Annotated in this window: 18 protein-coding genes, 1 pseudogene and 1 riboswitch; of the genes and pseudogenes, 13 read left to right on the top strand and 6 right to left on the bottom strand. The window is 69.1% G+C overall.

Annotated elements, in window-relative coordinates; translation table 11 throughout:
- Window positions 1-6: 6 nt before the first annotated feature.
- Complete coding sequence (locus VMT65_RS19215; protein WP_326309692.1) at window positions 7-768, bottom strand: SDR family oxidoreductase; 762 nt, start codon at window positions 766-768, stop codon at window positions 7-9.
- 117 nt (window positions 769-885) lie between these two features.
- On the opposite strand from VMT65_RS19215, the gene VMT65_RS19210 reads away from it, so the two are divergent.
- The 6 genes and pseudogenes from VMT65_RS19210 to VMT65_RS19185 all read left to right on the top strand — a co-directional run bounded on the left by VMT65_RS19210 (window position 886) and on the right by VMT65_RS19185 (window position 5,982).
- Window positions 886-1,728, top strand: a complete 843-nt coding sequence (locus VMT65_RS19210; protein WP_326309691.1) for a helix-turn-helix transcriptional regulator — start codon at window positions 886-888, stop codon at window positions 1,726-1,728.
- Window positions 1,729-1,805: 77 nt separating this feature from the next.
- Window positions 1,806-2,696, top strand: coding sequence for a LysR substrate-binding domain-containing protein (locus tag VMT65_RS19205; protein WP_326309690.1), 891 nt, complete (start codon window positions 1,806-1,808; stop codon window positions 2,694-2,696).
- 164 nt (window positions 2,697-2,860) lie between these two features.
- Window positions 2,861-3,046, top strand: coding sequence for a 4-oxalocrotonate tautomerase DmpI (dmpI, locus tag VMT65_RS19200; protein ID WP_036545806.1), 186 nt, complete (start codon window positions 2,861-2,863; stop codon window positions 3,044-3,046).
- Between the two features lie 93 nt (window positions 3,047-3,139).
- Window positions 3,140-4,345, top strand: a pseudogene (locus VMT65_RS19195) (MFS transporter); the annotation flags it as partial.
- Between the two features lie 35 nt (window positions 4,346-4,380).
- Entirely contained in the window at window positions 4,381-5,184 is an 804-nt protein-coding gene (locus tag VMT65_RS19190) for an alpha/beta fold hydrolase (RefSeq protein WP_326309689.1), read from the top strand.
- Between the two features lie 141 nt (window positions 5,185-5,325).
- Window positions 5,326-5,982, top strand: a complete 657-nt coding sequence (locus VMT65_RS19185; protein WP_326309688.1) for a hypothetical protein — start codon at window positions 5,326-5,328, stop codon at window positions 5,980-5,982.
- A gap of 138 nt (window positions 5,983-6,120) precedes the next feature.
- Here the strand turns inward: VMT65_RS19185 and VMT65_RS19180 are convergent, their stop codons facing one another.
- Complete coding sequence (locus VMT65_RS19180; protein ID WP_326309687.1) at window positions 6,121-6,711, bottom strand: helix-turn-helix domain-containing protein; 591 nt, start codon at window positions 6,709-6,711, stop codon at window positions 6,121-6,123.
- A 117-nt stretch (window positions 6,712-6,828) separates the two neighbouring features.
- Here VMT65_RS19180 and VMT65_RS19175 point away from each other — a divergent pair, with 117 nt between their 5' ends.
- From VMT65_RS19175 to VMT65_RS19165, 3 genes are all read left to right on the top strand, one after another.
- The gene (locus VMT65_RS19175) at window positions 6,829-7,929 is read left to right on the top strand and encodes an aryl-sulfate sulfotransferase (protein ID WP_326309686.1); all 1,101 of its coding nucleotides are present in this window, start codon (window positions 6,829-6,831) and stop codon (window positions 7,927-7,929) included.
- Between the two features lie 55 nt (window positions 7,930-7,984).
- A complete protein-coding gene (locus tag VMT65_RS19170; protein WP_326309685.1) occupies window positions 7,985-8,161 on the top strand; it encodes a hypothetical protein in 177 nt (58 codons plus the stop codon).
- A gap of 63 nt (window positions 8,162-8,224) precedes the next feature.
- Window positions 8,225-9,214 (top strand): cation diffusion facilitator family transporter, encoded by a 990-nt coding sequence (locus VMT65_RS19165; RefSeq protein WP_326309684.1) that lies wholly within the window; start codon window positions 8,225-8,227, stop codon window positions 9,212-9,214.
- Between the two features lie 27 nt (window positions 9,215-9,241).
- Here the strand turns inward: VMT65_RS19165 and VMT65_RS19160 are convergent, their stop codons facing one another.
- Window positions 9,242-10,156: a dienelactone hydrolase family protein gene (locus VMT65_RS19160; RefSeq protein WP_326309683.1), complete on the bottom strand. Its 915-nt coding sequence runs from the start codon at window positions 10,154-10,156 to the stop codon at window positions 9,242-9,244.
- A 158-nt stretch (window positions 10,157-10,314) separates the two neighbouring features.
- Here VMT65_RS19160 and VMT65_RS19155 point away from each other — a divergent pair, with 158 nt between their 5' ends.
- Together VMT65_RS19155 and VMT65_RS19150 are read left to right on the top strand one after the other, a co-directional pair.
- Window positions 10,315-10,932 carry a hypothetical protein gene (locus VMT65_RS19155; protein WP_326309682.1) on the top strand — a complete coding sequence of 206 codons (618 nt, stop codon included), beginning with the start codon at window positions 10,315-10,317 and terminating at the stop codon, window positions 10,930-10,932.
- A 34-nt stretch (window positions 10,933-10,966) separates the two neighbouring features.
- Window positions 10,967-11,806, top strand: a complete 840-nt coding sequence (locus VMT65_RS19150) for a class I SAM-dependent methyltransferase (protein WP_326309680.1) — start codon at window positions 10,967-10,969, stop codon at window positions 11,804-11,806.
- Here the strand turns inward: VMT65_RS19150 and VMT65_RS19145 are convergent.
- Window positions 11,749-12,852, bottom strand: coding sequence for a HoxN/HupN/NixA family nickel/cobalt transporter (locus VMT65_RS19145; RefSeq protein ID WP_326309678.1), 1,104 nt, complete (start codon window positions 12,850-12,852; stop codon window positions 11,749-11,751). The two genes, VMT65_RS19150 and VMT65_RS19145, sit on opposite strands and share 58 nt — an antisense overlap.
- A 31-nt stretch (window positions 12,853-12,883) precedes the next feature.
- Window positions 12,884-13,076: riboswitch (cobalamin riboswitch) on the bottom strand.
- Between the two features lie 128 nt (window positions 13,077-13,204).
- Here VMT65_RS19145 and VMT65_RS19140 point away from each other — a divergent pair.
- Window positions 13,205-14,149 carry an ATP-binding cassette domain-containing protein gene (locus tag VMT65_RS19140; protein WP_326309676.1) on the top strand — a complete coding sequence of 315 codons (945 nt, stop codon included), beginning with the start codon at window positions 13,205-13,207 and terminating at the stop codon, window positions 14,147-14,149.
- Window positions 14,146-14,928: an ABC transporter permease gene (locus VMT65_RS19135; protein WP_326309674.1), complete on the top strand. Its 783-nt coding sequence runs from the start codon at window positions 14,146-14,148 to the stop codon at window positions 14,926-14,928. Before VMT65_RS19140 ends, VMT65_RS19135 begins: the two co-directional genes overlap by 4 nt.
- Here the strand turns inward: VMT65_RS19135 and VMT65_RS19130 are convergent.
- Both VMT65_RS19130 and VMT65_RS19125 read right to left on the bottom strand, forming a co-directional pair.
- Window positions 14,912-18,085, bottom strand: coding sequence for a BTAD domain-containing putative transcriptional regulator (locus tag VMT65_RS19130; protein ID WP_326309672.1), 3,174 nt, complete (start codon window positions 18,083-18,085; stop codon window positions 14,912-14,914). The two genes, VMT65_RS19135 and VMT65_RS19130, sit on opposite strands and share 17 nt — an antisense overlap.
- 65 nt (window positions 18,086-18,150) lie before the next feature.
- Complete coding sequence (locus VMT65_RS19125) at window positions 18,151-19,377, bottom strand: cytochrome P450 (RefSeq protein WP_326309670.1); 1,227 nt, start codon at window positions 19,375-19,377, stop codon at window positions 18,151-18,153.
- Between the last annotated feature and the right edge of the window lie 31 nt (window positions 19,378-19,408).

Here is a 19,408-nt window from a genome sequence, read left to right as displayed (position 1 = left end):
AACCTCTCAAACCTGCTGGGTGGGCAGCACGATGACCTGGCGCAGGTTCACGTGGGCCGGGCGGCTGGTGGTGTAGGCGATCAGATCGGCGATATCGTCCGCGCGCAGCGACTCCATGAACTCGAACATGCCGTCCAATTGTCCGCTCAGTTCGGCATTGTCGATGTGATTGCCCAGTTCGGTGTCGGTCAGGCCGGGTTCGATATTGGTGACCCGCACCTTGCGCGCGCCCAGCTCGGCGCGCAGCCCGTTGGACAGCTGGGTGATGGCGGCCTGCGTGGCCCCGTACACCGCGTAGCTGGGGAAGGCCACATGCGCCCCGATGGACGAGATGTTCACCAGGTCGGCGCTGCGGCCCGCCTCGCCAGCGGCCAGCAGGTCGGGCAGGAAGGCGCGGATCATGCGCAGCCGTCCCGCCACATTGGTCTCCAGCATGCGGGCCCACTCGTCCTCGCGGCCGTCGGCAATGGGGTTGGGCAGCATGACGCCCGCCGAGTTGACCACCAGATCGACCGATCCGAATGCTGCGTGCACGGCCTCGGCCGCGGCGGTGACGCTTGCCGAATCGGTGACGTCCACCGCCACCGCCAGCGCGGTGCCGCCCTCGGCCTCGATCTTGGCGGCCAGGGTCTCCAGCCGATCCGCCCGCCGCGCCAGCAGCGCCACCTTGGCCCCATTGCGGGCCAACAGCAGCGCGGTGGCCTCGCCCATGCCGCTGGCGGCTCCGGCGATGACGGCGGTCCGACCGGTCAGGTTCTCGTAGCTCATTTTTCTTCCTTCGCTCTCGCTGGTGTGCACTCATCTTGCGAGCCCGCAAGCGGGTCAACGAGGGTGAAGGTGTTCCTGGGTCTGCCAGTACCAGGATCGATTCGTAGGCTGGAAACCATGTCGAACGACCTGGGCGATTTCCTGCGCTCCCGCCGCTCCCGCATCCAGCCGGCCGAGGCCGGTCTGCGCGAATACGGCCGCCGTCGCGTCCCCGGGTTGCGGCGCGAGGAGGTGGCGCAGCTGGCGGGTGTCAGCGTCGACTACTACATCCGCCTGGAACAGGGTCGCGGCAAACACGTTTCGGACGCGGTGCTCGACGCCGTCGCCCGTGCCCTGCGCCTGACCGATCCGGAACGCCTGCACCTCTACGCCCTGGCCCGCCCCACCGGAACCGTCGACGCCCGCCCGACCACGGCCTCGGGGGTCTACACCGACACCATCCGGCCGGGTGCCCGCCTGATTCTCGACGCCCTCACCGCCCCGGCCTTCATCCTGGGTCGCCGCATGGATGTGCTGGCGTGGAATGCCCTGGGCGACTTGGTCTCCGGCTTCTCCCGGGTGCCCGCATCGGAGCGCAACCAGGCCCGGTATCTCTTCCTCGAGCCCGCGGCCCCGACCTTCTACCCCGACTGGGAAACCGTGGCGGGCGAAACCGTCGCCTACCTCCGCCTCGACGCGGGCCTGCACCCCGACGACCCGAAAATCGAGGCCCTGGTCGCGGAGCTCTCCGCCCGCAGCCCCGAGTTCCGCCGCCACTGGGCCGCCCACCCGGTCAAGGAGAAGACCTTCGGGACCAAGCTCATCCACCACCCCGAAGTCGGCCGCCTGGACCTCGGTTACGAAACCCTCGCCCTCCCGGGCGATCCCGATCAACTGCTGGTCCTCTACACCGCCGAGCCGAATTCCCCGGCCGCGGCGGCGCTGGCCCGCCTGGCCGAACGGCACGCGCTCACCGTGTGAGGATGCGCGTTGCCGATCGGGATGCCGAGCGGACCCGGAGCGGAGGGGCGCAGCCGGGGTGATGTTTGGATGGGCGGGTGGAGTTGCGTCAACTGCGGTATTTCGTGACGGTCGCCGAGGAGTTGCATTTCGGGCGGGCGGCCGAGCGGCTGCACATCGCGCAGCCCGCCGTGAGTCAGCAGGTGCAGCGGCTGGAGCGGGATCTGGGCGTGCAGTTGTTGGACCGGTCGCCGCGGCGGGTGCGGTTGACCGAGGCCGGGCTGCGGTTCCTGCCCGCGGCGCGCGGCGTGCTGGCGGCGGCGGATCAGGCGCGGGCGACGGTCGCCGAGCTCGCGGGCGGGCGGGCCGAGGTGTTCCGGCTGGGGACGGTGACCGGCCTCGGCGAGCGACTGGACGCGGTGCTCGACGCCTTCGCCGACAAAGCGCCGCAGGTGCAGGTGGAATTGGTGGCGCTGCCGGTGCGGGAGCGGCTGACACAGGTGGCCGACGGTCGGCTGGATGCCGCGTTCGTGCGGTCGCCGGAACCCGAGGCGAGCCCGGAGCTGGATTTCCTGCCCGCCTGGGACGATCCGCTGGTGGTGGCGCTGCCCGCCAAACACGCACTGGCCAAACAGGATTCGGTGCGATTGACCGATCTGGCCACCGTCCCGCTGCGGCTGACCGAGCGGCGCAACCATCCGGCGCTGGTGGATCTGGTCCTGAACGCCTGTGCCCGTGCGGGATTCGAGCCGGTGCCCGCCCCGACCTCGACCACGCTGCAGGACACCCTCGCCGCCATCGGCGCGGGTTCACCCATGTGGACCGTCGTCTACGAGTCGAATGCCCGGCAGGTCCACAACCCCCGGGTGGCGTTCCGCCCCTTCGCGGACGCGGGCATGAGTCTGCCCATCGCGCTGGCGGTGCGCGCGGACGCCGCCTCGCCGAATCTGCGCCTGCTGGGCGCGTTGCTCGCGGATTCCGCACGATAGGTTCCGCACGATAAGGATCGCTTATCGCTGCGCTAGCGACCTGCCCATTGGTCGGGGCATGGAATTCCGGTGAACTGTTCTCAGGCCGCCGAACGGATCGGAACTCGGAAACAAGGATTCCGAGATGGCCTGCATCCCAATGCTTTTCGCGAAGGAGAACAGTCATGCCCATCGTCACCGTGCAGCAGGGTCCCCGCACCGTCGAGCTGAAGCGCGACCTGGTGCGCCGCATTACCGACGCCTTCGTCGACGCCTACCAGATCCCGGCCGAGGCCGTGCAGGTCTGGATCCACGAGACCCCCGCCGACAGCTGGGGCACCGCGGGCCGCCTCACCGCCGACGGCAAGTAGTCGGAGCCCGTCGGTCCGCCGCGGTCGCTCGATCCGAGTCCCCGACCCGCCACCGAGCCGCCCGCGGCGCGCCGTCCCGCCCCGGCGCATTCCACTCGTTCTCTTCCCCAAGGACTTTCCATGCCCATCGCCGTCTTCGCGCTGGCCCTGTGCGCCTTCGCCATTGGACTCACCGAATTCGTGGTCGCGGGGCTGCTGCCCAATATCGCGACCGATCTGCACGCCTCGATTCCGGCCGCGGGCCTGCTGGTCTCCGGCTACGCCCTCGGCGTGGTCATCGGCGCGCCGGTGCTCACCGCCCTCACCGGCACGGTCGAACGCCGCCGCCTGCTGACCGGCCTCATGACCCTGTTTCTGTTCGGCAGCGTGATCTCGGCGCTGGCACCCGGGTACGCCGTGCTCATGGCGGGCCGCATCCTCGCGGCCCTGGCCCACGGCGCGTTCATGGGCGTGGGCATCGTGGCCGCCGGTGAACTGGTCACCGCCGACAAGCGCGGGCGGGCACTCTCGCTCGTGATCAGCGGCGCGACACTGGCCACCGTGCTGGGCGTGCCGTTCGGCACCCTGATCGGGCAGCAACTCGGCTGGCGGGCCACCTTCTGGATCGTGGCCGTCTGCGCAGCCGTCGGTCTGGCCGGAGTCGCCACCTTGGTGCCGCGCGCCGAACGCGCCGCCCAGGGCGACCTGCGCACCGAGTTCACCACCCTGCGCCAGCCGCAGGTGCTGCTGGTCCTGCTGATCACCGTGCTGGGCTTCGGCGGCGTCATGACCTCCTACACCTTCATCGCCGAAATGGCCACGCGGATCACCGGTTTCGCCAGCGGCTCGGTCATCTGGATCACCATGCTGTTCGGCTTGGGCACCGTGGTCGGCAATCTGGTGAGCGGACGATTCACCGACCGCTACCCGCGCGCCGCCGTCCCCGTGGCGCTGGGACTGCTGGCGCTGGTGTTGGCCGTGCTCACCCTCGCCATTCACGACAAGGCCGCCACCTGCGTGACCGTATTCCTGTTCGGCGCGGCCGCTTTCGGCACCCTCGCCCCGCTGCAGATGCGCGTCATGGCCAAGGCGCAGGCCGCGCCCACCCTCGCCTCGGCGACCAATGTGGCCGCGTTCAACCTGGCCAATACCGTCGGACCGCTGCTGGGTGGCGCGCTGCTCAACGCCGGATTCGGTTACCCCACCTTGAATCTCGCCGGTGCGCTGGTGACTGCCACCGGTTTGACAGTCGCCCTTCGTAGCCTGGCCGCCGACCGCCCCCGGGCCGTCGCGACCGAACCCGCCCTCATCGCGGCCTGAACCCCTATACACAATCACGAGAACGGTTGGATCCCATGCCTTTCGCACCCGTCACCCTCAGCAATGGCCCCAGCAGCGTCGAATACCTCGTCACCGGCAGCGGTCCGGGCGTGGTGCTGGTCCACGGCACCTTCGCCAACGCCGAGGCCAACTGGGCCGAACTCATGGCGGAACTGGGCGAGCGCTACACGGTCGTCGCCCCCAACTACGCCGGATCCGGTGCCACCACGGCCCCGGACGCGGTGACCGTCGACGATCTGGCCGCCCAGGTCCTGGCCGCCCCTGACCACGCGGGATTGACGAGCTTCCACCTGGCCGGGCATTCGCTGGGTGCGGTCACGGCGGCCGCGCTGGCCGCCCGCCACCCCGAGCGCGTGAATTCGCTTGTCCTGCACGCTCCGTGGGCGGCCACCGGGACCCGCGCCGCCGCCCTGTTCGAGCTGTGGCTGCACCTGCTGCGCACCGACCCCGCCGCGCTGGCCCGGCTGCTGCCCCTGACCGTGCTGAAGCCGGAAACCCCGGCGTCGTGGAGCGCGGCCGATTTCGAGGACACCGTCGCCGCCTTCGCCGGTCTCCTCACGCCGGGCCATGCCGTGCAGGTGGCCGCCGACCGCGACGCCGACATTCGAGACCTGCTCCCGCGCATCACCTCTGCCACACTGGTGCTCGCCAGCGCCCAGGATCAGATCGTCCCGATCGCCGAGCAACGTGAGGTCGCCCATGCCATTCCCGCCGCCGAATACCTCGAGTTCGACGCCGGTCACGCCCTGCCGCTCGAGGACGGCCCGGCTTTCGGCAAGGCGATCACCGAATTCTTCGACCGTCACACCGTCGCCTGAGCGTTCCGGCGAATATCTCGCGACCGACACCTCCCGGCCCGGACCGACCATCCGGTTCCGCGAGGTGTCGGTGCCGTTCCAACCCGGTATCGAACCAGCCTATTCGCAGGTAGATGCCGATTTCGGAGGTACAACGGCAGCATGAGCGAGCAAGTCGGCAGCGCTGCCGTACCGGCACCGGCGGGACGTTCGGTGGAATTCTGGGGCTACTGCATGTGGGGCCTCGCGGGGCTGGCAATCGCGGTGTCCGAACTCGCGTCGGTCTTCCGGCTGGCGAGCTGGCCGACCATCTCCAATACCATCGGGCACCTCGAGACCCAGCACGACTGGGTGCGGCTGGTCGTGGTCGCGGTGATCGTGCTGCTCGCCTATTACGCGGTGCCACAATTGACCACCCCGCCCGTGCCCGTCGTGCAATCGGTCGCGGGTCGCACGCTCACCGCGAACGGCCGTGTCACCAAGGGCGATTCACCGATCACCCTGCTGGGTGCGGGGTACCTCCTGGCGGCCATCGGCACGTATGTCTTCGGTGTCCTCTTCGCGGCGGCCGACCGCGGCATGCACCCGGATTCCTATCTGGGCGCGTACGTCCTCTACGGTCTGATCGCTCTCATGTGGGTCATCGTCCCCAGCGTCCTGGCCATGTTCTTCGGCCGAGATGTGCCGTTCCCCACGCTGTTTCGCACGGTCGGCTATCTGGAGCGGCGCGCACACCCGGTGGCCGCCATCCTGCTCGCCGGACTGGTCGTCCTGCTGATCCACCTGGCCTTCTACCCCTGGCCGAGAGTGGTGAGTTGAGCTATTTGCGTCCGCGTAGGACGAGGAAGGCCGCGTAGGCCGCCCCCGCGACACCGACCACTGCGACCACACCGATGGTTGTCAGGATTGCGTCCACCCTTGCGATTCTAGGCTTTTCGCCGAGATCGGGCGGTGTGGTCAGCGCGGGTGATGGGGGCGGCGGCGAATCGTCAGCGCGTCGGCGACCGACAGCAGCAGTGTCGTGGTGTCGTCGGTGTGCGCCCACCACCGATGCCGGACACCGGCCGCGCAGTAGAAGGCGTCCCCGGTCCCGAGCACGTGCTCCTCGCCCCCGGCGACAACCGTGATCGCGCCCCGCACCACATAGATCAATTCGTCATTGGCGTGGGCGAATTCGCGATCGCCGTGCGCCGAGCCGCCGGTGAACTCCAGCGCCCGCAGATCGCGCTCGCCATGGACGAGCGAGCGGACCGATCCGTCTGCCGCCTCGGCCTGCGGCAGCCGGGTGTCCTCGTCGGCACGCACCACGGGCGAGCTCGGCGCGTCATCGGCCTCGGACAACAGCTCGGTCGCGTTGACGCCCAAGGCATCCGCGATGCGCTGCAGCGACCGCAGGCTGGAACTGCTGCGCCCGTTCTCGAATTGGCTCAGGAACGACTGCGACAACCCGGTCAGCTCCGCCAGTCGCGCCAGCGTGAGCCCGGCCGCCAAGCGACGGGCATGCACGACCCGACCCAGCCGCCGCCAGCGTCCGCGTTCGATATCCACTCCATGCCTTTCGGTTACCGCGAGCCATGCCTTCCGGTTTGCCTCGAGCCGATCCGAACTCTTCAACCCGGGACCAATCTACTGAATATTCAGTGAGTCTGAATATTTGAAGGAACCGTGGAACAAAACACCCTCAAGCGCCGGGGCATCGGACTCATCGACAGCGATCCCGACCTGGCCTTCCCGGGCTACACCCTGTACGCGCCGCTGGCCGGGAACGGCATTGTCGACCTGGTCGATCTCGCGGGCGAGCGCGTGCACCGCTGGCAGCTGCCCTACCGCCCCGGCCGGCACGCCCGCCTGCTGCCCGGCGGCACCCTCGCCTACAACGGGACCACCCTGGCCGCGGGCGTGCTGTTCCCCATGTGGCGCAAGTACAGCGGCGGTTCCATGGGCAAGTACGCGCCCGACGGCACCCTGCTCGCCGAATACCGCGACGACCTGCAACACCACGACGCCCACCACTACGACGACGGCCGCATCCTCTACACCGCGGTCGAACCGCTGACGGGCGCGGCCGCGGCCCGCATTCGCGGCGGTGTGCCCGGCACCGAGGCGGACGGCACGGTGTGGGCCGACGTCGTCCGCGAGGTCGACGCGAACGGCGCGCTCCTATGGGAGTGGCGGGCCGCCGAGCACCTCGATCCCGCCGATCACGTACTGCAGCCGCACTATTGGCGCGAGCACTGGCCGCTCATCAACAGCGTGCACCCGCTCGACGAGCACACCGTGGTGGCCAGCCTGCGGAGCGTGTCCGCGGTGATCCTGATCGACCGCCGCACCGGTCGCGCCACCACCCTCGCCGACCGTTCGACCGTGGCGCAGCAGCATCACGTCACCCCGGTCAGTGACAGCCGCGTCCTGCTCTTCGACAATGGCACCTTCCGCACCGGCGAGTCGGTGACCTACAGCCGCGTCCTCGAAATCGACCTGGCCACCGGCGAACTCGCGTGGAGCTACCAGGATTCCCCGCGCGAGGCGTTCTTTACCCCGTACATGGGCGGCGCGCAGCGGCTGGCCAATGGCAACACCCTCATCACCGAGGCCGCGTTCGGGCGCATTTTCGAGGTGACGCCGGACCGGCGAATCTGCTGGGAGTACGTGGTCCCGTCGTTCACCGAATACCCCGACGCCGGGACCGCGGAGACCTTCCCCGGCGTCTCGAACGCGATCTTCCGCGCCTACCGCTACGCCGCCGACCAGATCCCCTGGCTGTAGCGGGTCCCGGCGCGGCGCGCATGACCGATCGGGAGAACAGGCGTATGCAGGAGGCATGGGTCGCCATCCGCAGCGGACGCCTTTCTACGGGGTGCTGATGCTGATCGGGGTCATGCTCTCCGGGCTCTGGATCCGGGACTGGCCCTGGTTGTGGCTGCGGGCGATCGGATTCGTCGCACTGTTCGTCATCGCGTTCGTCGGGTTCATCATGACGTTCCGCGATCTCTCATGACACAAATATTGCATACATAGCGATTCATGCATATGGTGGTCCGGGCACTACCGAAGGAGGGTCATGGGCGGACACGAGCATGCACACGGACACGATCACGCCGGGCATTCGCACGGCGCGACCGCGGACAGCGACAAGCGCTGGCTGGCGGGCGCGCTCGCGGTGATCGTGGCGTTCCTGCTCGGTGAGGTCGTGGTCGGTCTCATCGCCGGATCGCTGGCGCTGCTGTCCGATGCCGCGCACATGCTCACCGACGCGGCCTCGATCGTGTTGGCGCTGTGGGCGATTCGATTGGCCGCCAAGCCCGCCGAGGGTCGCATGACCTACGGCTGGAAGCGCGCCGAGATCCTCTCCGCCCAGGCCAACGGCCTGACCCTGCTGGGCCTGGCGGCCTGGCTGACCTACGAGGCGATTCGCCGCCTGATCGATCCGCCCGAGGTGACGGGTGGGCTGGTGCTGGCCACCGCGCTGATCGGCATCGTGGTGAACGTGCTGGCCAGCTGGATGATCAGCCGCGCCAACCGGACCAGTCTCAATGTCGAGGGCGCGTACCAGCACATTCTCAACGATCTGTTCGCCTTCATCGCGACGGCCGTGGCCGGTCTGATCATCATGCTCACCGGGTTCGCCCGCGCGGACGGCATCGCGACGTTGATCGTGGTGGTTCTGATGGTGAAGGCGGGCGTCGGCCTGGTGCGCGCCTCGGGCCGCATCTTCCTCGAGGCCGCGCCCGCCTACCTCGACCCGATCGAGATCGGCCGCGAGATGGCCCAGGTGGATTCGGTGGTCGAGGTCCACGACCTGCACATCTGGGAGATCACCTCCGGCGTCCCGTCACTGTCGGCGCACATCCTGGTCGCCCCCGGGGCCGACAGCCAATCCGTGCGCGCCGCGGTGGCCCACATGCTGGCCGAGAAGCATCACATCGATCACGCGGTCCTGCAGGTCGACTTCACCGATCACGAGGAATGCCCGCCCGACGACCACGACCACGAACCGCACTGCGCCGAGCCCCACGGCCCGGTGCACCGCAAAACCATTGCCACGAACTGAATTCGGGCCGATCGGGTCCGTGCGCTGTCAGGCGAGGTAGCGGCCGTACCAGTCGAGGACGCGACGCCAGGCCTCCGCGGCGGCGGTGGGTTGGTAGCGCGCGCCGGTGTCGTTGAAGAAGGCGTGGTCGGCATTGTCGGCGACGTAGGTGTCGTGGGGCAGGCCCGCCTGGTCCAGGGCGGCCTCGGCGGCGGGGCGGGAGGCGTCGACGCGGCTGTCCAGCGCGCCGTAGACGGCGAGGACCGCGGCCTTGGAACCGGTGAACTGGCCGCCGTCGGGGAAGGGGCCGTAGAAGGGTGTGGCCGCGGCCAGTTCGGGGGTGCCGGAGGTGAGCAGCAGCCAGGTCAGACCGCCGCCGAAGCAGAAACCGGTGGCGCCCAGCTTCTTTCCGGGGACGCGCTTGCCGAGTTCGGTCAGGCCCGCGCGCAGATCGGCGACGAAGCGGTCCTGCGGGATCTTGCTCAGCGCCGCGGTGGCGGCGGCCTCATCGGTGAAGGCGGCGGTGCCGCCCTCCTCGGAGAGCAGGTCCACCGCCAGCGCCGAATAGCCGACGCCCGCGAAACGGCCTGTCACGGAACGGATGTGGTCGGTGAGTCCCTTGTTCTCGTGGATCACCAGCACGCCGCCCTTGGGCTGCGCGGCCTCCGCCCAGGCGGCTTGCAGGGTGCGGCCCTCGGGGCCGGGGAGGGTGATGGCGGTCGGTTTCACGGCCGTCGCGGTTCCCGGCGGCGCGGCGGGCGCGCCGGAGGCGGTCGTGCCCGTGGCGGAGGTGGTGGGGGAGGATTGCTTCGCGGATTCGGCGCACGCGGCGAGCAGGGCCACCGCGGCGGGCGCGCCCATGCCGAGCAGTCCCAGCCGTCGCAGGGCCTCCCGGCGGCTGAGCAGGCCCTCGGCGTGGTCGGTGGCGATTTCCTCTGCGATATAGCGCTGCAGCGGCGTCATGGCACACAGCCTAGACCGTCAAGCCCGTGGAATCGGGGGCTCTTAGGTCAACTAACGATTATTGCGATTCGAACGAATGTTTCTGTGGGGGAAATGAATTGCCAATGATCTGCCAGGCGCGCCACCGACCATGCTCGACGACCGAAAGCGAAGTGATCATGAAAAAGCTCCTCACGGCGGCCGCCGCCCTCCTGATGGTCGGAGCACTGGCCGGTTGCGACCCCGACACCGGCACCTCCGGTGCGCCCGCGACCACCGCCCAGGCGACCCAGTCCGCTCCGGCGGCGACCTCGGGTCCGGGCTCCGCGCCCGCGACCACGGCCGCCAAGTCGACGCCGACCCTGCCCAACCGCGACGACGTGAATGTGGACGCCCGGGACTTCGAGTCGCAGGGCCACTACTACTTCCAGTCGCCAAGCACGAACATCAAATGCGGCATCTACGTGGACAATATCCACACCGTGGGCTGCCAGTTGAAGAACGCCACCGTCATTCCCGCGGGCCTGTCCTGCGCCAACAACCCGGGCCACTCGGTGGCCGCCCAGGTGCGGGCGGGCACCGCCGAATTCGTCTGCCTCAACCAGGGCGTCTACGTCGGCCCGCCCACCGACGGCTCGACCGCGCCCGGCTTTCACGAAGGCGGCGGCAAGGTCCTCGAATACGGCCAGACCATCGGCGTGCGCGGTGTCATCTGCGAGTCCATGCAGAGCGGTGTCCGCTGCACGGTGGACGGCCACGGCTTCGTCATCGCGGCCGACGCCCAGTCCCTGTTCTGACGCCCTCCCGGTGTCGGCGACCTAGCATGGCGGCGTGAGCATCGATCCCCTGTCGGTGAACCGTCGCAACTGGGATGCCCGCGCGGGCATTCACGCCGCCAGCAGCTTCTACCGCGACCACGATTCCGGCTATTGGTTCGCGCCGTTCGAATGGGATGCCCTCGGCGAGGTGCGCGATCGCGATGTGCTGCACCTGCAATGCCATCTCGGCACGGAGACAATAGAATTCGCGCGGCGCGGGGCCTGCGCGGTCGGCCTGGACTTCTCCCCGGAGTCGGTGCGGCACGCCCGCGAATTGGCCGGGGGCGCGGTCGAATACGTGTGCGCGGACGTCTATGACGCGCGAGAATCCTTGACCGGCAGGGCTTTCGACATCGTCTACACCGGCAAGGGCGCGCTCTGCTATCTGCCGGATCTGGACCGCTGGGCCCGCGTGATCGCCGATCTCCTGCGCCCCGGCGGGCTGTTCTACCTGGTCGAATTCCATCCGCTGCTGCACGCCCTCGGCCCCACCCCCACGCCGGGCGAGGACCCGAATCGCCTGGTGCTGCACGACGATTACCTCGAAGGCCGGGGCGCGCAGCGCCGCGACAGCGTCCACACCTACACCGACGGCCCGGACCTCACCACCGACACCACCGCCTACGAATGGCGGCACGGCTTGGGCGAGGTGATCAACGCGCTGCTCGCCGCGGGCCTGCGCATCACCGGCCTCACCGAGACCGCGACGCTCCCGTGGCCGCGCTGGCCGGACATGGTCCGCACCGATGACGGCTGGTGGCGGCTGCCCGCGACCGCCCCGATCATCCCTGTGCTCTACGGACTTTCGGCCGTCAAGGACCAGCGCGACTCGACCTTCGCCAGCCGCCAGTAGGCCAGCGCGATCGCCCACACCGCCACGAACAGCCCGACGATCACGAATCCCACATTGTTCAGGTCGATTCCGGAGATCCACGCGGTGACCGGATCGGTCAGCTCCAGCTTGTCGTGCAGGATGCCCACCAATTCGATGGTGCCGATCAGGAAGGCCACCGCGATGGAGAGCCCGGTGATGGTCAGGTTGTAGTACACCTTGCGCACCGGATTCGAGAACGCCCAGTGGTAGGCGAAATTCATGAAGGTGCCGTCGAGGGTGTCGAACAGGCTCATGCCCGAGGCGAACAGCAGCGGCAGGCAGACGATGGCGTACCAGGGCAGGCCCGCGGCCGCGCCGGACCCGGCCATCACCATGAGCGTCACCTCGGTGGCGGTGTCGAAGCCGATGCCGAACAGCAGGCCGATCGGATACATCTGCCCGGGCCGGGTGATGGAGCGGGTCAGCCGACCGAGGATCCGGTTGATGAAACCGCGATTGTCCAAATGCCGTTCGAGCTCGTGCTCGTCGAACTGTCCGGCCCGCATGGCCTTGAAAACCCGCCAAATCCCGGCCAGCGCCACCAGATTGAGCGCGGCGATCAGATACAGGAAGGTGCCGGAGCTGAGCGTGGCCACCAGGCCCAGATCCTGTCGCGCGCTGGAGTCGTCGTCCACCAGCGTGGTGGCCACCCGGGCCCCGGCCGCGATCCCGGCGGCCAACAGCACCACCACGGTGGAATGGCCGAGCGCGAACCAGAAGCCCACGGACACCGGGCGTTTGCCGTCGGCCATGAGCTTGCGGGTGGTGTTGTCGATGGCGGCGATGTGGTCGGCGTCGAAGGCGTGCCGCATGCCCAGGGTGTAGGCGGTGACACCCAGTCCGACCCCGAACACCTGGGTGCCGACCGTGTAATGCTGGGGCAGCACCAGCGCGAACAGAATGCCGAACGCCACCACGTGCATCGCGGCGATGACGGCGAGCAGTCCGCCGGTGCGGATCCAATCGCGCCGCTCCCAGCGCAGGGTGGGAAGCGTTCTCGGGACCGGTTTTTCGGGCAGGGACATCTAGGGCGGCCTCTCCAGCACCTCGTGGACGGGGTTCGTTGGTGCCGTGGCCGGTCTCCTGGCTGACGGGTCGAACGCCGGCGCGCCTGGTCTTCCGGAACCGAGATTCCGTGACCCTTTCCCGCACGAGCGGGGCAGACGACGCACCGACTAACCGATCACAGTGGCGAGGGCCGCACCGGTTTCCCACCGGTTTCCCGAGCACCACGGCGGCCCTCACGCTAGGCGGCGGGCCCGCGTGGCGGCAAGCCCGGCCCCGGAAAAGAGGGCCTGAACAGGGAAAATCTGGTATCAGCGCGGATGTCAGGTCGGTGTCAGGCCGGTATCAGGCGGCCCGGCGAATGTTGTCGCCATGAACAGCACAGCAATCGCGGCCTCCGGGTTGCGCAAGGCATACGGGGACAAGACGATCCTCGACGGCATCGATCTGAACATCGGTGCGGGCACCATCTTCTCGCTGCTCGGTCCGAACGGCGCGGGCAAGACCACCACGGTCAATGTCCTGACCACGCTGCTGACCGCCGACGGCGGGACCGCCCGGGTCGCGGGCTACGACATCGCCACCCAGACCAAGGCGGTCCGCGCGTCGATCGGCGTCACCGGTCAGTTCGCGGCCGTCGACGACCTGCTCACCGGCGAGGAGAACCTCCAGCTGATGGCGGATCTGCACCGGCTGCGCGGCAATGACCGCAAGCAGGTGGTCGATTCGCTGCTGGAGCGCTTCGCCCTGACCGAGTCGGCGCGCAAGCAGGCCTCGACCTACTCCGGCGGTATGCGCCGCAAGCTGGACCTGGCCATGACCCTGGTCACCCGGCCGCGGATCGTCTTCCTGGACGAGCCGACCACCGGCCTGGATCCGCGCAGTCGCCGCACCATGTGGGAGATCGTGCGGGAACTGGTCGACGACGGCGTGACCATCTTCCTCACCACCCAGTACCTCGAGGAGGCCGATCAGCTCGCCGACCAGATCGCGGTGCTCGACGGCGGCCGCATCGTCGCCCAGGGCACGCCCGAGGACCTCAAGCGGCAGGTGCCCGGCAGCTACATCCAGCTCCGGTTCGCCGACCGCGCGAATTTCGAAGCGGCGCTGCGGGTGCTGCCCGTCGCCACCCCCGACCACGACGCGTTGACCCTGCAGGTGCCGGGCAACGGCGGCACGAAACCCCTTCGGGCCCTGCTGGATCGGCTCGCCGACCACTCCCTCGAGGCCGATGAGGTCTCCATCCACACCCCTGATCTCGATGACGTTTTCCTCGCCCTGACCGGGCACGCCACCACGGAGGCCGAAGCACAATGAGCACCACGACCAGCACCCCCAGCCCCCTCGCGGCGTCGATCGGCGATTCGTCGATCATGTTGCGCCGCAACTTCAAACACATCGTCCGCAACCCGGTCACGGTCTTCAATGCCGCGCTCATGCCGGTGATGATGCTGCTGATCTTCGTCTACGTGTTCGGCAGCGCCTTCAATGTCGGCGGACACTACATCGACTACGCGACACCCGGCATGCTGCTGCTGGCCATCAACTACGGGCTCTCCGGCACCGCGGTCTCGGTCAGCTCGGACATGGCCAAGGGCGTCATCAACCGGTTCAAGGTCATGGACGTCTCGCGGGGCGCGGTGCTCACCGGCCACGTGGCGGCCACCATCCTCACCAATGTGATCGCGCTGGCGGCGGTGCTCGGGGTGGCCTTTGCCCTGGGCTTCCGGTCTCCGGCGAGCGCGGCCGAATGGCTCGGTGCGATCGGCATCGTGCTGGCGACCTCGTTCGCGGCCTCCTGGCTGGTCGTGGCGCTGGGCATGGCGGCCAAGACCCCGGAATCCGCGGGCATGTCCGTGGTGCCGCTGATCATGCTGCCCTTCCTGAGCAGCGCGATCGTGCCCGCCGACAAGATGGGCGCGGGTGTCAAGCAGTTCGCGCAGTACCAGCCCTTCACCCCGATCATCGAATCCCTGCGCGGGTTTCTCACCGGACACCCGTCGGGTGGCTACACCGCCGCCGCGCTGGCCTGGTGCGCCGGGTTCGCCATCGTCGGGTACGTGTGGTCGCGGGCCACGTTCAACAAGCGAGCGTGATCGAGACCAGATTGCTCCAATCCGATTCCGCCCCTTCCCTCATCGCCTCGGTGAAGCCCGCTTCACCGAGGCGATGTCGTGTCGTCTCCTCGATGCGCGCCGCATCCGGCAGCGAACGATCGGGCAGACCGCGCACCGCGGCGCTCGCCGCGAGCAGCCGCGCGGCCTGCTCGATCTCGTCTTTGCGCAGCGCGAGACCCGCTATGCCGACCATGATTTGGGCGATGAGTTGGGCGTGGCCCGCGGCCATGGCCGATTCGAAAGCGGTGGCATGGTGTTCGCGGGCCTTGTCGAGATCGTCGGTGAGATAGCCGCGCAGGGAATGGATCAGCGCGTCGACGTACTGCTGCTCCTGCCCGCTGTCCAATTGGGTTGTCGCGAGGTCGATCTGGCGATACGCCTGCTCGGCGTCGCCCTGCCAGCGGGCCAGTTCCGCCATCGACAGCGCCAGTTCGCCCTTGGCATTGGGCCAGCCGGACCGATCCGCGGCCCGCAGCGCCTCGGCGGTGGCGGCGGCGCTCGCCTCCGAATCGCCCAGCAGCCAGTACAACTGGGCCTGCCGCGAGCGGATCCGGACCACGTCCTCGAGGGTGCCGACCTCGCTCACCACCGTGATCGCCTGATCCAAAAGCTCACACGCGGACGCGAATTCGCCCCGCTGGGACAGGCGTTCGGCCAGCTCGGTGAGCGCGAACGACATGCCCCAGCGCTCCCCGATGGCCCGGAACTCGGCCAGCGAGGTCTCGAAGTACTCGTCCACCTCGTGACCGCCCTGGCCGAGCACCACCCGCATCTTGCCCATCTGCAGCCGGGCCAGCGCCCGCACCCAAGGATCGTCGTCGGTGAGTTGTGGCTCGAACGCGGTCAGCATGGCCTCGGGGCCTTGGAACAGGCGCTCCAAGGCGGCGATCAGCGCCACCGTGGGGTGCTGGCCGCCGCCACCCTCCCGGCTCAGTTCGTAGGCCTTGTGGATCCATTCCTGCACTTGGCGTTGGTCGTTCGGCCCCGAGGACAGGAAGTGCGAGACCAGCCCGTACACCGTGACCTTGGTCTCGGCCTCCACCTCGGCGGGCAGCTCGGCGGCCGCCATGACGAACTCCAGGCCCTCGGCCTTGTGTCCGGCCAGCCACCAGTACCAGCCGCCCGCCGCCGCGAGCCGCATGGCCGCGGTGCCGTCGCGGTCCGCCAGCGCGCCGCGCATGGCCGCGGCGATATTGTCGTGCTCCCGACCGAGGACGGCCAGCCACTCCACCTGATCGGCGCGGCGCAGCCGCGGTTCCGCCTGCGCGGCGAGGTCGGTGAAGTACGAAAGATGCGCTCGCCGTACGTGATCGGCTTCCCCCGATTCCTCCAGGCGTTCGCGCGCATACTGTTTGATGGTGTCGAGCATGCGATAGCGCGGGCCGCCGTCCTCGGTGACCAGCAGCAGTGACTTCTCGGTCAGCGCGGTCAACAGTTCGAGCACCTCCCACTGCTCGACCGCGGCGCTCTTCCCGTCGCCCGTCTCGGGGCCACCCGCGACGCAAACCTGTTCGGCCGCTTCCAGACTCGCGCCGCCGGAGAACACCGCCAGGCGGCGCAGCACCATGCGTTCGGCGTCGGAGAGCAGCTCCCAGCTCCAGTCGACCACCGCGCGCAGCGTCCGATGCTGCGGTATCGCGGTGCGGCTGCCGCCGGTCAGCAAGCGGAAGCGGTCGTCGAGGCGGGTGGCGAGCTGCTCGAGCGACATGGTGCGCAGGCGGGCCGCGGCCAATTCGATGGCCAGCGGGATGCCGTCGAGCGCGCGGCAGACGCGCGCCATGGTGGTGAGGGCCGCGGCGTTGGTCGTGAGGTCCGCGCGCACCGCGCGGGCCCGGTCCAGAAGGAGTTGGACGGCGGGGGAGGCGGCGATGGCGGTCGGATCGGCGTCGGCGGCGGGCAGGCTCAATGGCTGCACCTGCCACAGCGCCTCGCCCGTAATGCCCAGGGGCTCACGGCTGGTCGCGAGAATCCGCAACCGCCGGCATTCGCCGAGCAGGCGGTGGGCGAAGGCCGCGGCGGCGTCGATGACGTGCTCGCAGTTGTCGAGAATGAGCAGGGTTTCGCGTTCGCGCAGGGCGGCGACGAGCCGGTCCATCGGTTCCACACCCGCACCGTTGCCGAGCAGCGCGTCGCGCAATCCCAGTGCGGCCAGCACGGATTGGGCCAGATCGCGGGTGGCGTCGGCGGAGACCAGCTCCACCAGCCACGCGCCGTCGGGCAGATCCTCGAGCAGGGTATGGGCCACCTCGACGGCCAGGCGGGTCTTGCCGGAGCCGCCGGGGCCGGTCAGGGTCGTGAGCCGGTGTGCCGCAACCAGTTCGCGCACCGCGGCGATCTCGCCCTGTTTGCCGACGAAGGTGGTCAGTTCGGCGCGCAGATTCGTCTTGCGCTCATCCTCCTGGCGCGCGCCGACCTCGCCGCGCAGCAGGGCCAGATGCAGCGCGGACAGTTCCGGGGCGGGGTCCACGCCCAGTTCGTCGGCGAGGGTTTCGCGCAGGCGTTCGTAGGCGGTGAGGGCCTCGGTGGTGCGTCCGGCGGCGGCCAGGGCCCGCATGAGCGAACCGGTCAGTCGCTCCCGCATCGGGTGCTGGGTCACCAACTCGGTGAGTTCGGGGATCAGCTCGGTGTCCCGGCCGAGTCGGATCTCGGCCTCGTACAGATCCTCCGTGGCGGCCAGGCGCAGGCCCTCGAACCGCACCTGCACCGCGTCCACGATCTCGCTGCCGGGGACCCCGATGTCCTGCATGAATTCGCCGCGCCACAGGTCGACGGCCTCGCGCAGCAGTTGGGCCCGCTGGCCGTCGTCACCGCCGCGGGCCTGGTCGACGAGCTGTTCGAAGCGCACGGCATCGACATTCTCGGGCCGCACGAGCAGGCGGTAGCCGCCCGCCTGCACCTCGATCGAGCCGTCGGGCAGCAGTCGGCGCAGCCGGGACACCAAGGCCTGCAGGGCGTTCGCCGCGTCGGCGGGCGGCTGCTCGCCCCAAATCCAGTCGACCAGTTTCGTCTTGGGGACGGGACGGCCGGGCTCGAGTGCGAGGGCGATGAGCAGCCCCCGCAGTCGAGCACCCGGCACCTCGATCGGGTTTCCGTCGTCTGCCCGGATGTCGAGCGGTCCAAGCGTCCTGATTCGCACCCGGCCATTCTGCCGTGCACGTCCACCGGTCGCCCGATCACGCTCGGGCACGGCCGCGGGCCCGCTCAGTGGTCGCCATCCGTCCAGGTGACCGGCAGTTCGTGCACGCCATAGATATTCATGTCGGTCCGCAGCGGCACCCGGTCGGCGTCGACGGCCAGCCGCAGCGTCGCGAAGCGACGCAGCAGTCCGCCGAAGCCCGCGCGCATCTCCAGGCGGGCCAACTGGTGGCCGAGGCACAGGTGGACGCCGTGCCCGAACGCCACCAGACCGCGCGGCTGGCGATGAATGTCGAGGGTGTCGGGGTCCTCGAACTTGCGCGGGTCGTGGTTGGCGGCCAGCAGGGAGACGACGACCGTCGAACCCTCGGTGATGGTCTCACCGCCGAGTTCGATGTCCTCGGTGGCGTAGCGGTAGAAGATGTCGGCGACCGACAGGTAGCGGATGAGCTCCTCGACCGCATCGGGCAGCAGTTCCGGGTCGGCGCGTAGTTCGGCCAGCTGCTCAGGGTTCTCCAGGAGCGCGAAGGTGCCGAGCGCCAACATGTTCGCGGTGGTCTCGTGGCCCGCGAGCAGCAGCAGGAAGGCGATGCCGACCAGCTCCTCGATGCTCAGATCCTCGTCGCGCGCCAGATCCGAGAGGATGTCCTCGCCGGGTTCGGCGCGCTTGCGCACGACCAGTTCGGCCAGGTAGGCGGTCATCGCGCCGTACGCGGCACCCTTCTCCTCCAGGGTCTGCTCCTTCACCAGGAACTTGGCGGAGTTCACCTGGAAGGTGTCGCGATCCTCGTAGGGGACGCCGAGCATTTCGCAGATCACCAGCGAGGGCACCGGCAGCGCGAAGTGCTTCACCAGATCGACCGGCGGTGCCATCCGGGCCATTTCGTCGAGCTGCCGCTCCACGATCTCGGCCAGGTGATCCTGCAGCTGCTTCATGCGCCGCAGGGTGAACGCGCCGGTGAGCTTGTGCCGCAGGCGGGTGTGGTCCGGCGGGTCCATGGCGACGAACAGGCCCGGAATCTGCGGGGACGGTTCGGTCGGGGTCGGCATGCCCGGCGTCTCGTACGGCACGTGGATGACGCCGAGATCGAGGCGGGAGCTGAATCGGGTGTCGGCCAACAGCTTTCGGACCTCGTCGTAGCCGGTGACCAGCCAGCCGTGGTGGCCGTCGGGGAACACCAGCGGGCTGACCGGGCGGGCCGCGCGCAGTTCGGAGATCTCACGCGGCGGGGCGAACGGTCCGGCATTGCGATCCATGGGGAGGCCGTGCGGGACGGGGACGGTCTGAGTCATCGTAAATCCTTGGGGGAGAAGCTGATCGGTG

The sequence above is a fragment of the Nocardia sp. CDC153 genome, assembly GCF_035818515.1.
Classification (GTDB): domain Bacteria; phylum Actinomycetota; class Actinomycetes; order Mycobacteriales; family Mycobacteriaceae; genus Nocardia.
Note: the sequence above shows the minus strand (reverse complement) of the source record. Positions and strands in the feature narration are given on the sequence as shown.

What these genes read in the sequence shown, in the direction of transcription:
- VMT65_RS19135 (WP_326309674.1), top strand. Translation starts at nt 14,146, where the DNA reads ATGAGCACCACGACCAGCACCCCCAGCCCCCTCGCGGCGTCGATCGGC.
- VMT65_RS19215 (WP_326309692.1), bottom strand. Translation starts at nt 768, where the DNA reads ATGAGCTACGAGAACCTGACCGGTCGGACCGCCGTCATCGCCGGAGCC.
- VMT65_RS19170 (WP_326309685.1), top strand. Translation starts at nt 7,985, where the DNA reads ATGGGTCGCCATCCGCAGCGGACGCCTTTCTACGGGGTGCTGATGCTG.
- VMT65_RS19155 (WP_326309682.1), top strand. Translation starts at nt 10,315, where the DNA reads ATGAAAAAGCTCCTCACGGCGGCCGCCGCCCTCCTGATGGTCGGAGCA.
- VMT65_RS19210 (WP_326309691.1), top strand. Translation starts at nt 886, where the DNA reads ATGTCGAACGACCTGGGCGATTTCCTGCGCTCCCGCCGCTCCCGCATC.
- dmpI (WP_036545806.1), top strand. Translation starts at nt 2,861, where the DNA reads ATGCCCATCGTCACCGTGCAGCAGGGTCCCCGCACCGTCGAGCTGAAG.
- VMT65_RS19160 (WP_326309683.1), bottom strand. Translation starts at nt 10,156, where the DNA reads ATGACGCCGCTGCAGCGCTATATCGCAGAGGAAATCGCCACCGACCAC.
- VMT65_RS19185 (WP_326309688.1), top strand. Translation starts at nt 5,326, where the DNA reads ATGAGCGAGCAAGTCGGCAGCGCTGCCGTACCGGCACCGGCGGGACGT.
- VMT65_RS19140 (WP_326309676.1), top strand. Translation starts at nt 13,205, where the DNA reads ATGAACAGCACAGCAATCGCGGCCTCCGGGTTGCGCAAGGCATACGGG.
- VMT65_RS19145 (WP_326309678.1), bottom strand. Translation starts at nt 12,852, where the DNA reads ATGTCCCTGCCCGAAAAACCGGTCCCGAGAACGCTTCCCACCCTGCGC.
- VMT65_RS19125 (WP_326309670.1), bottom strand. Translation starts at nt 19,377, where the DNA reads ATGACTCAGACCGTCCCCGTCCCGCACGGCCTCCCCATGGATCGCAAT.
- VMT65_RS19165 (WP_326309684.1), top strand. Translation starts at nt 8,225, where the DNA reads ATGGGCGGACACGAGCATGCACACGGACACGATCACGCCGGGCATTCG.
- VMT65_RS19190 (WP_326309689.1), top strand. Translation starts at nt 4,381, where the DNA reads ATGCCTTTCGCACCCGTCACCCTCAGCAATGGCCCCAGCAGCGTCGAA.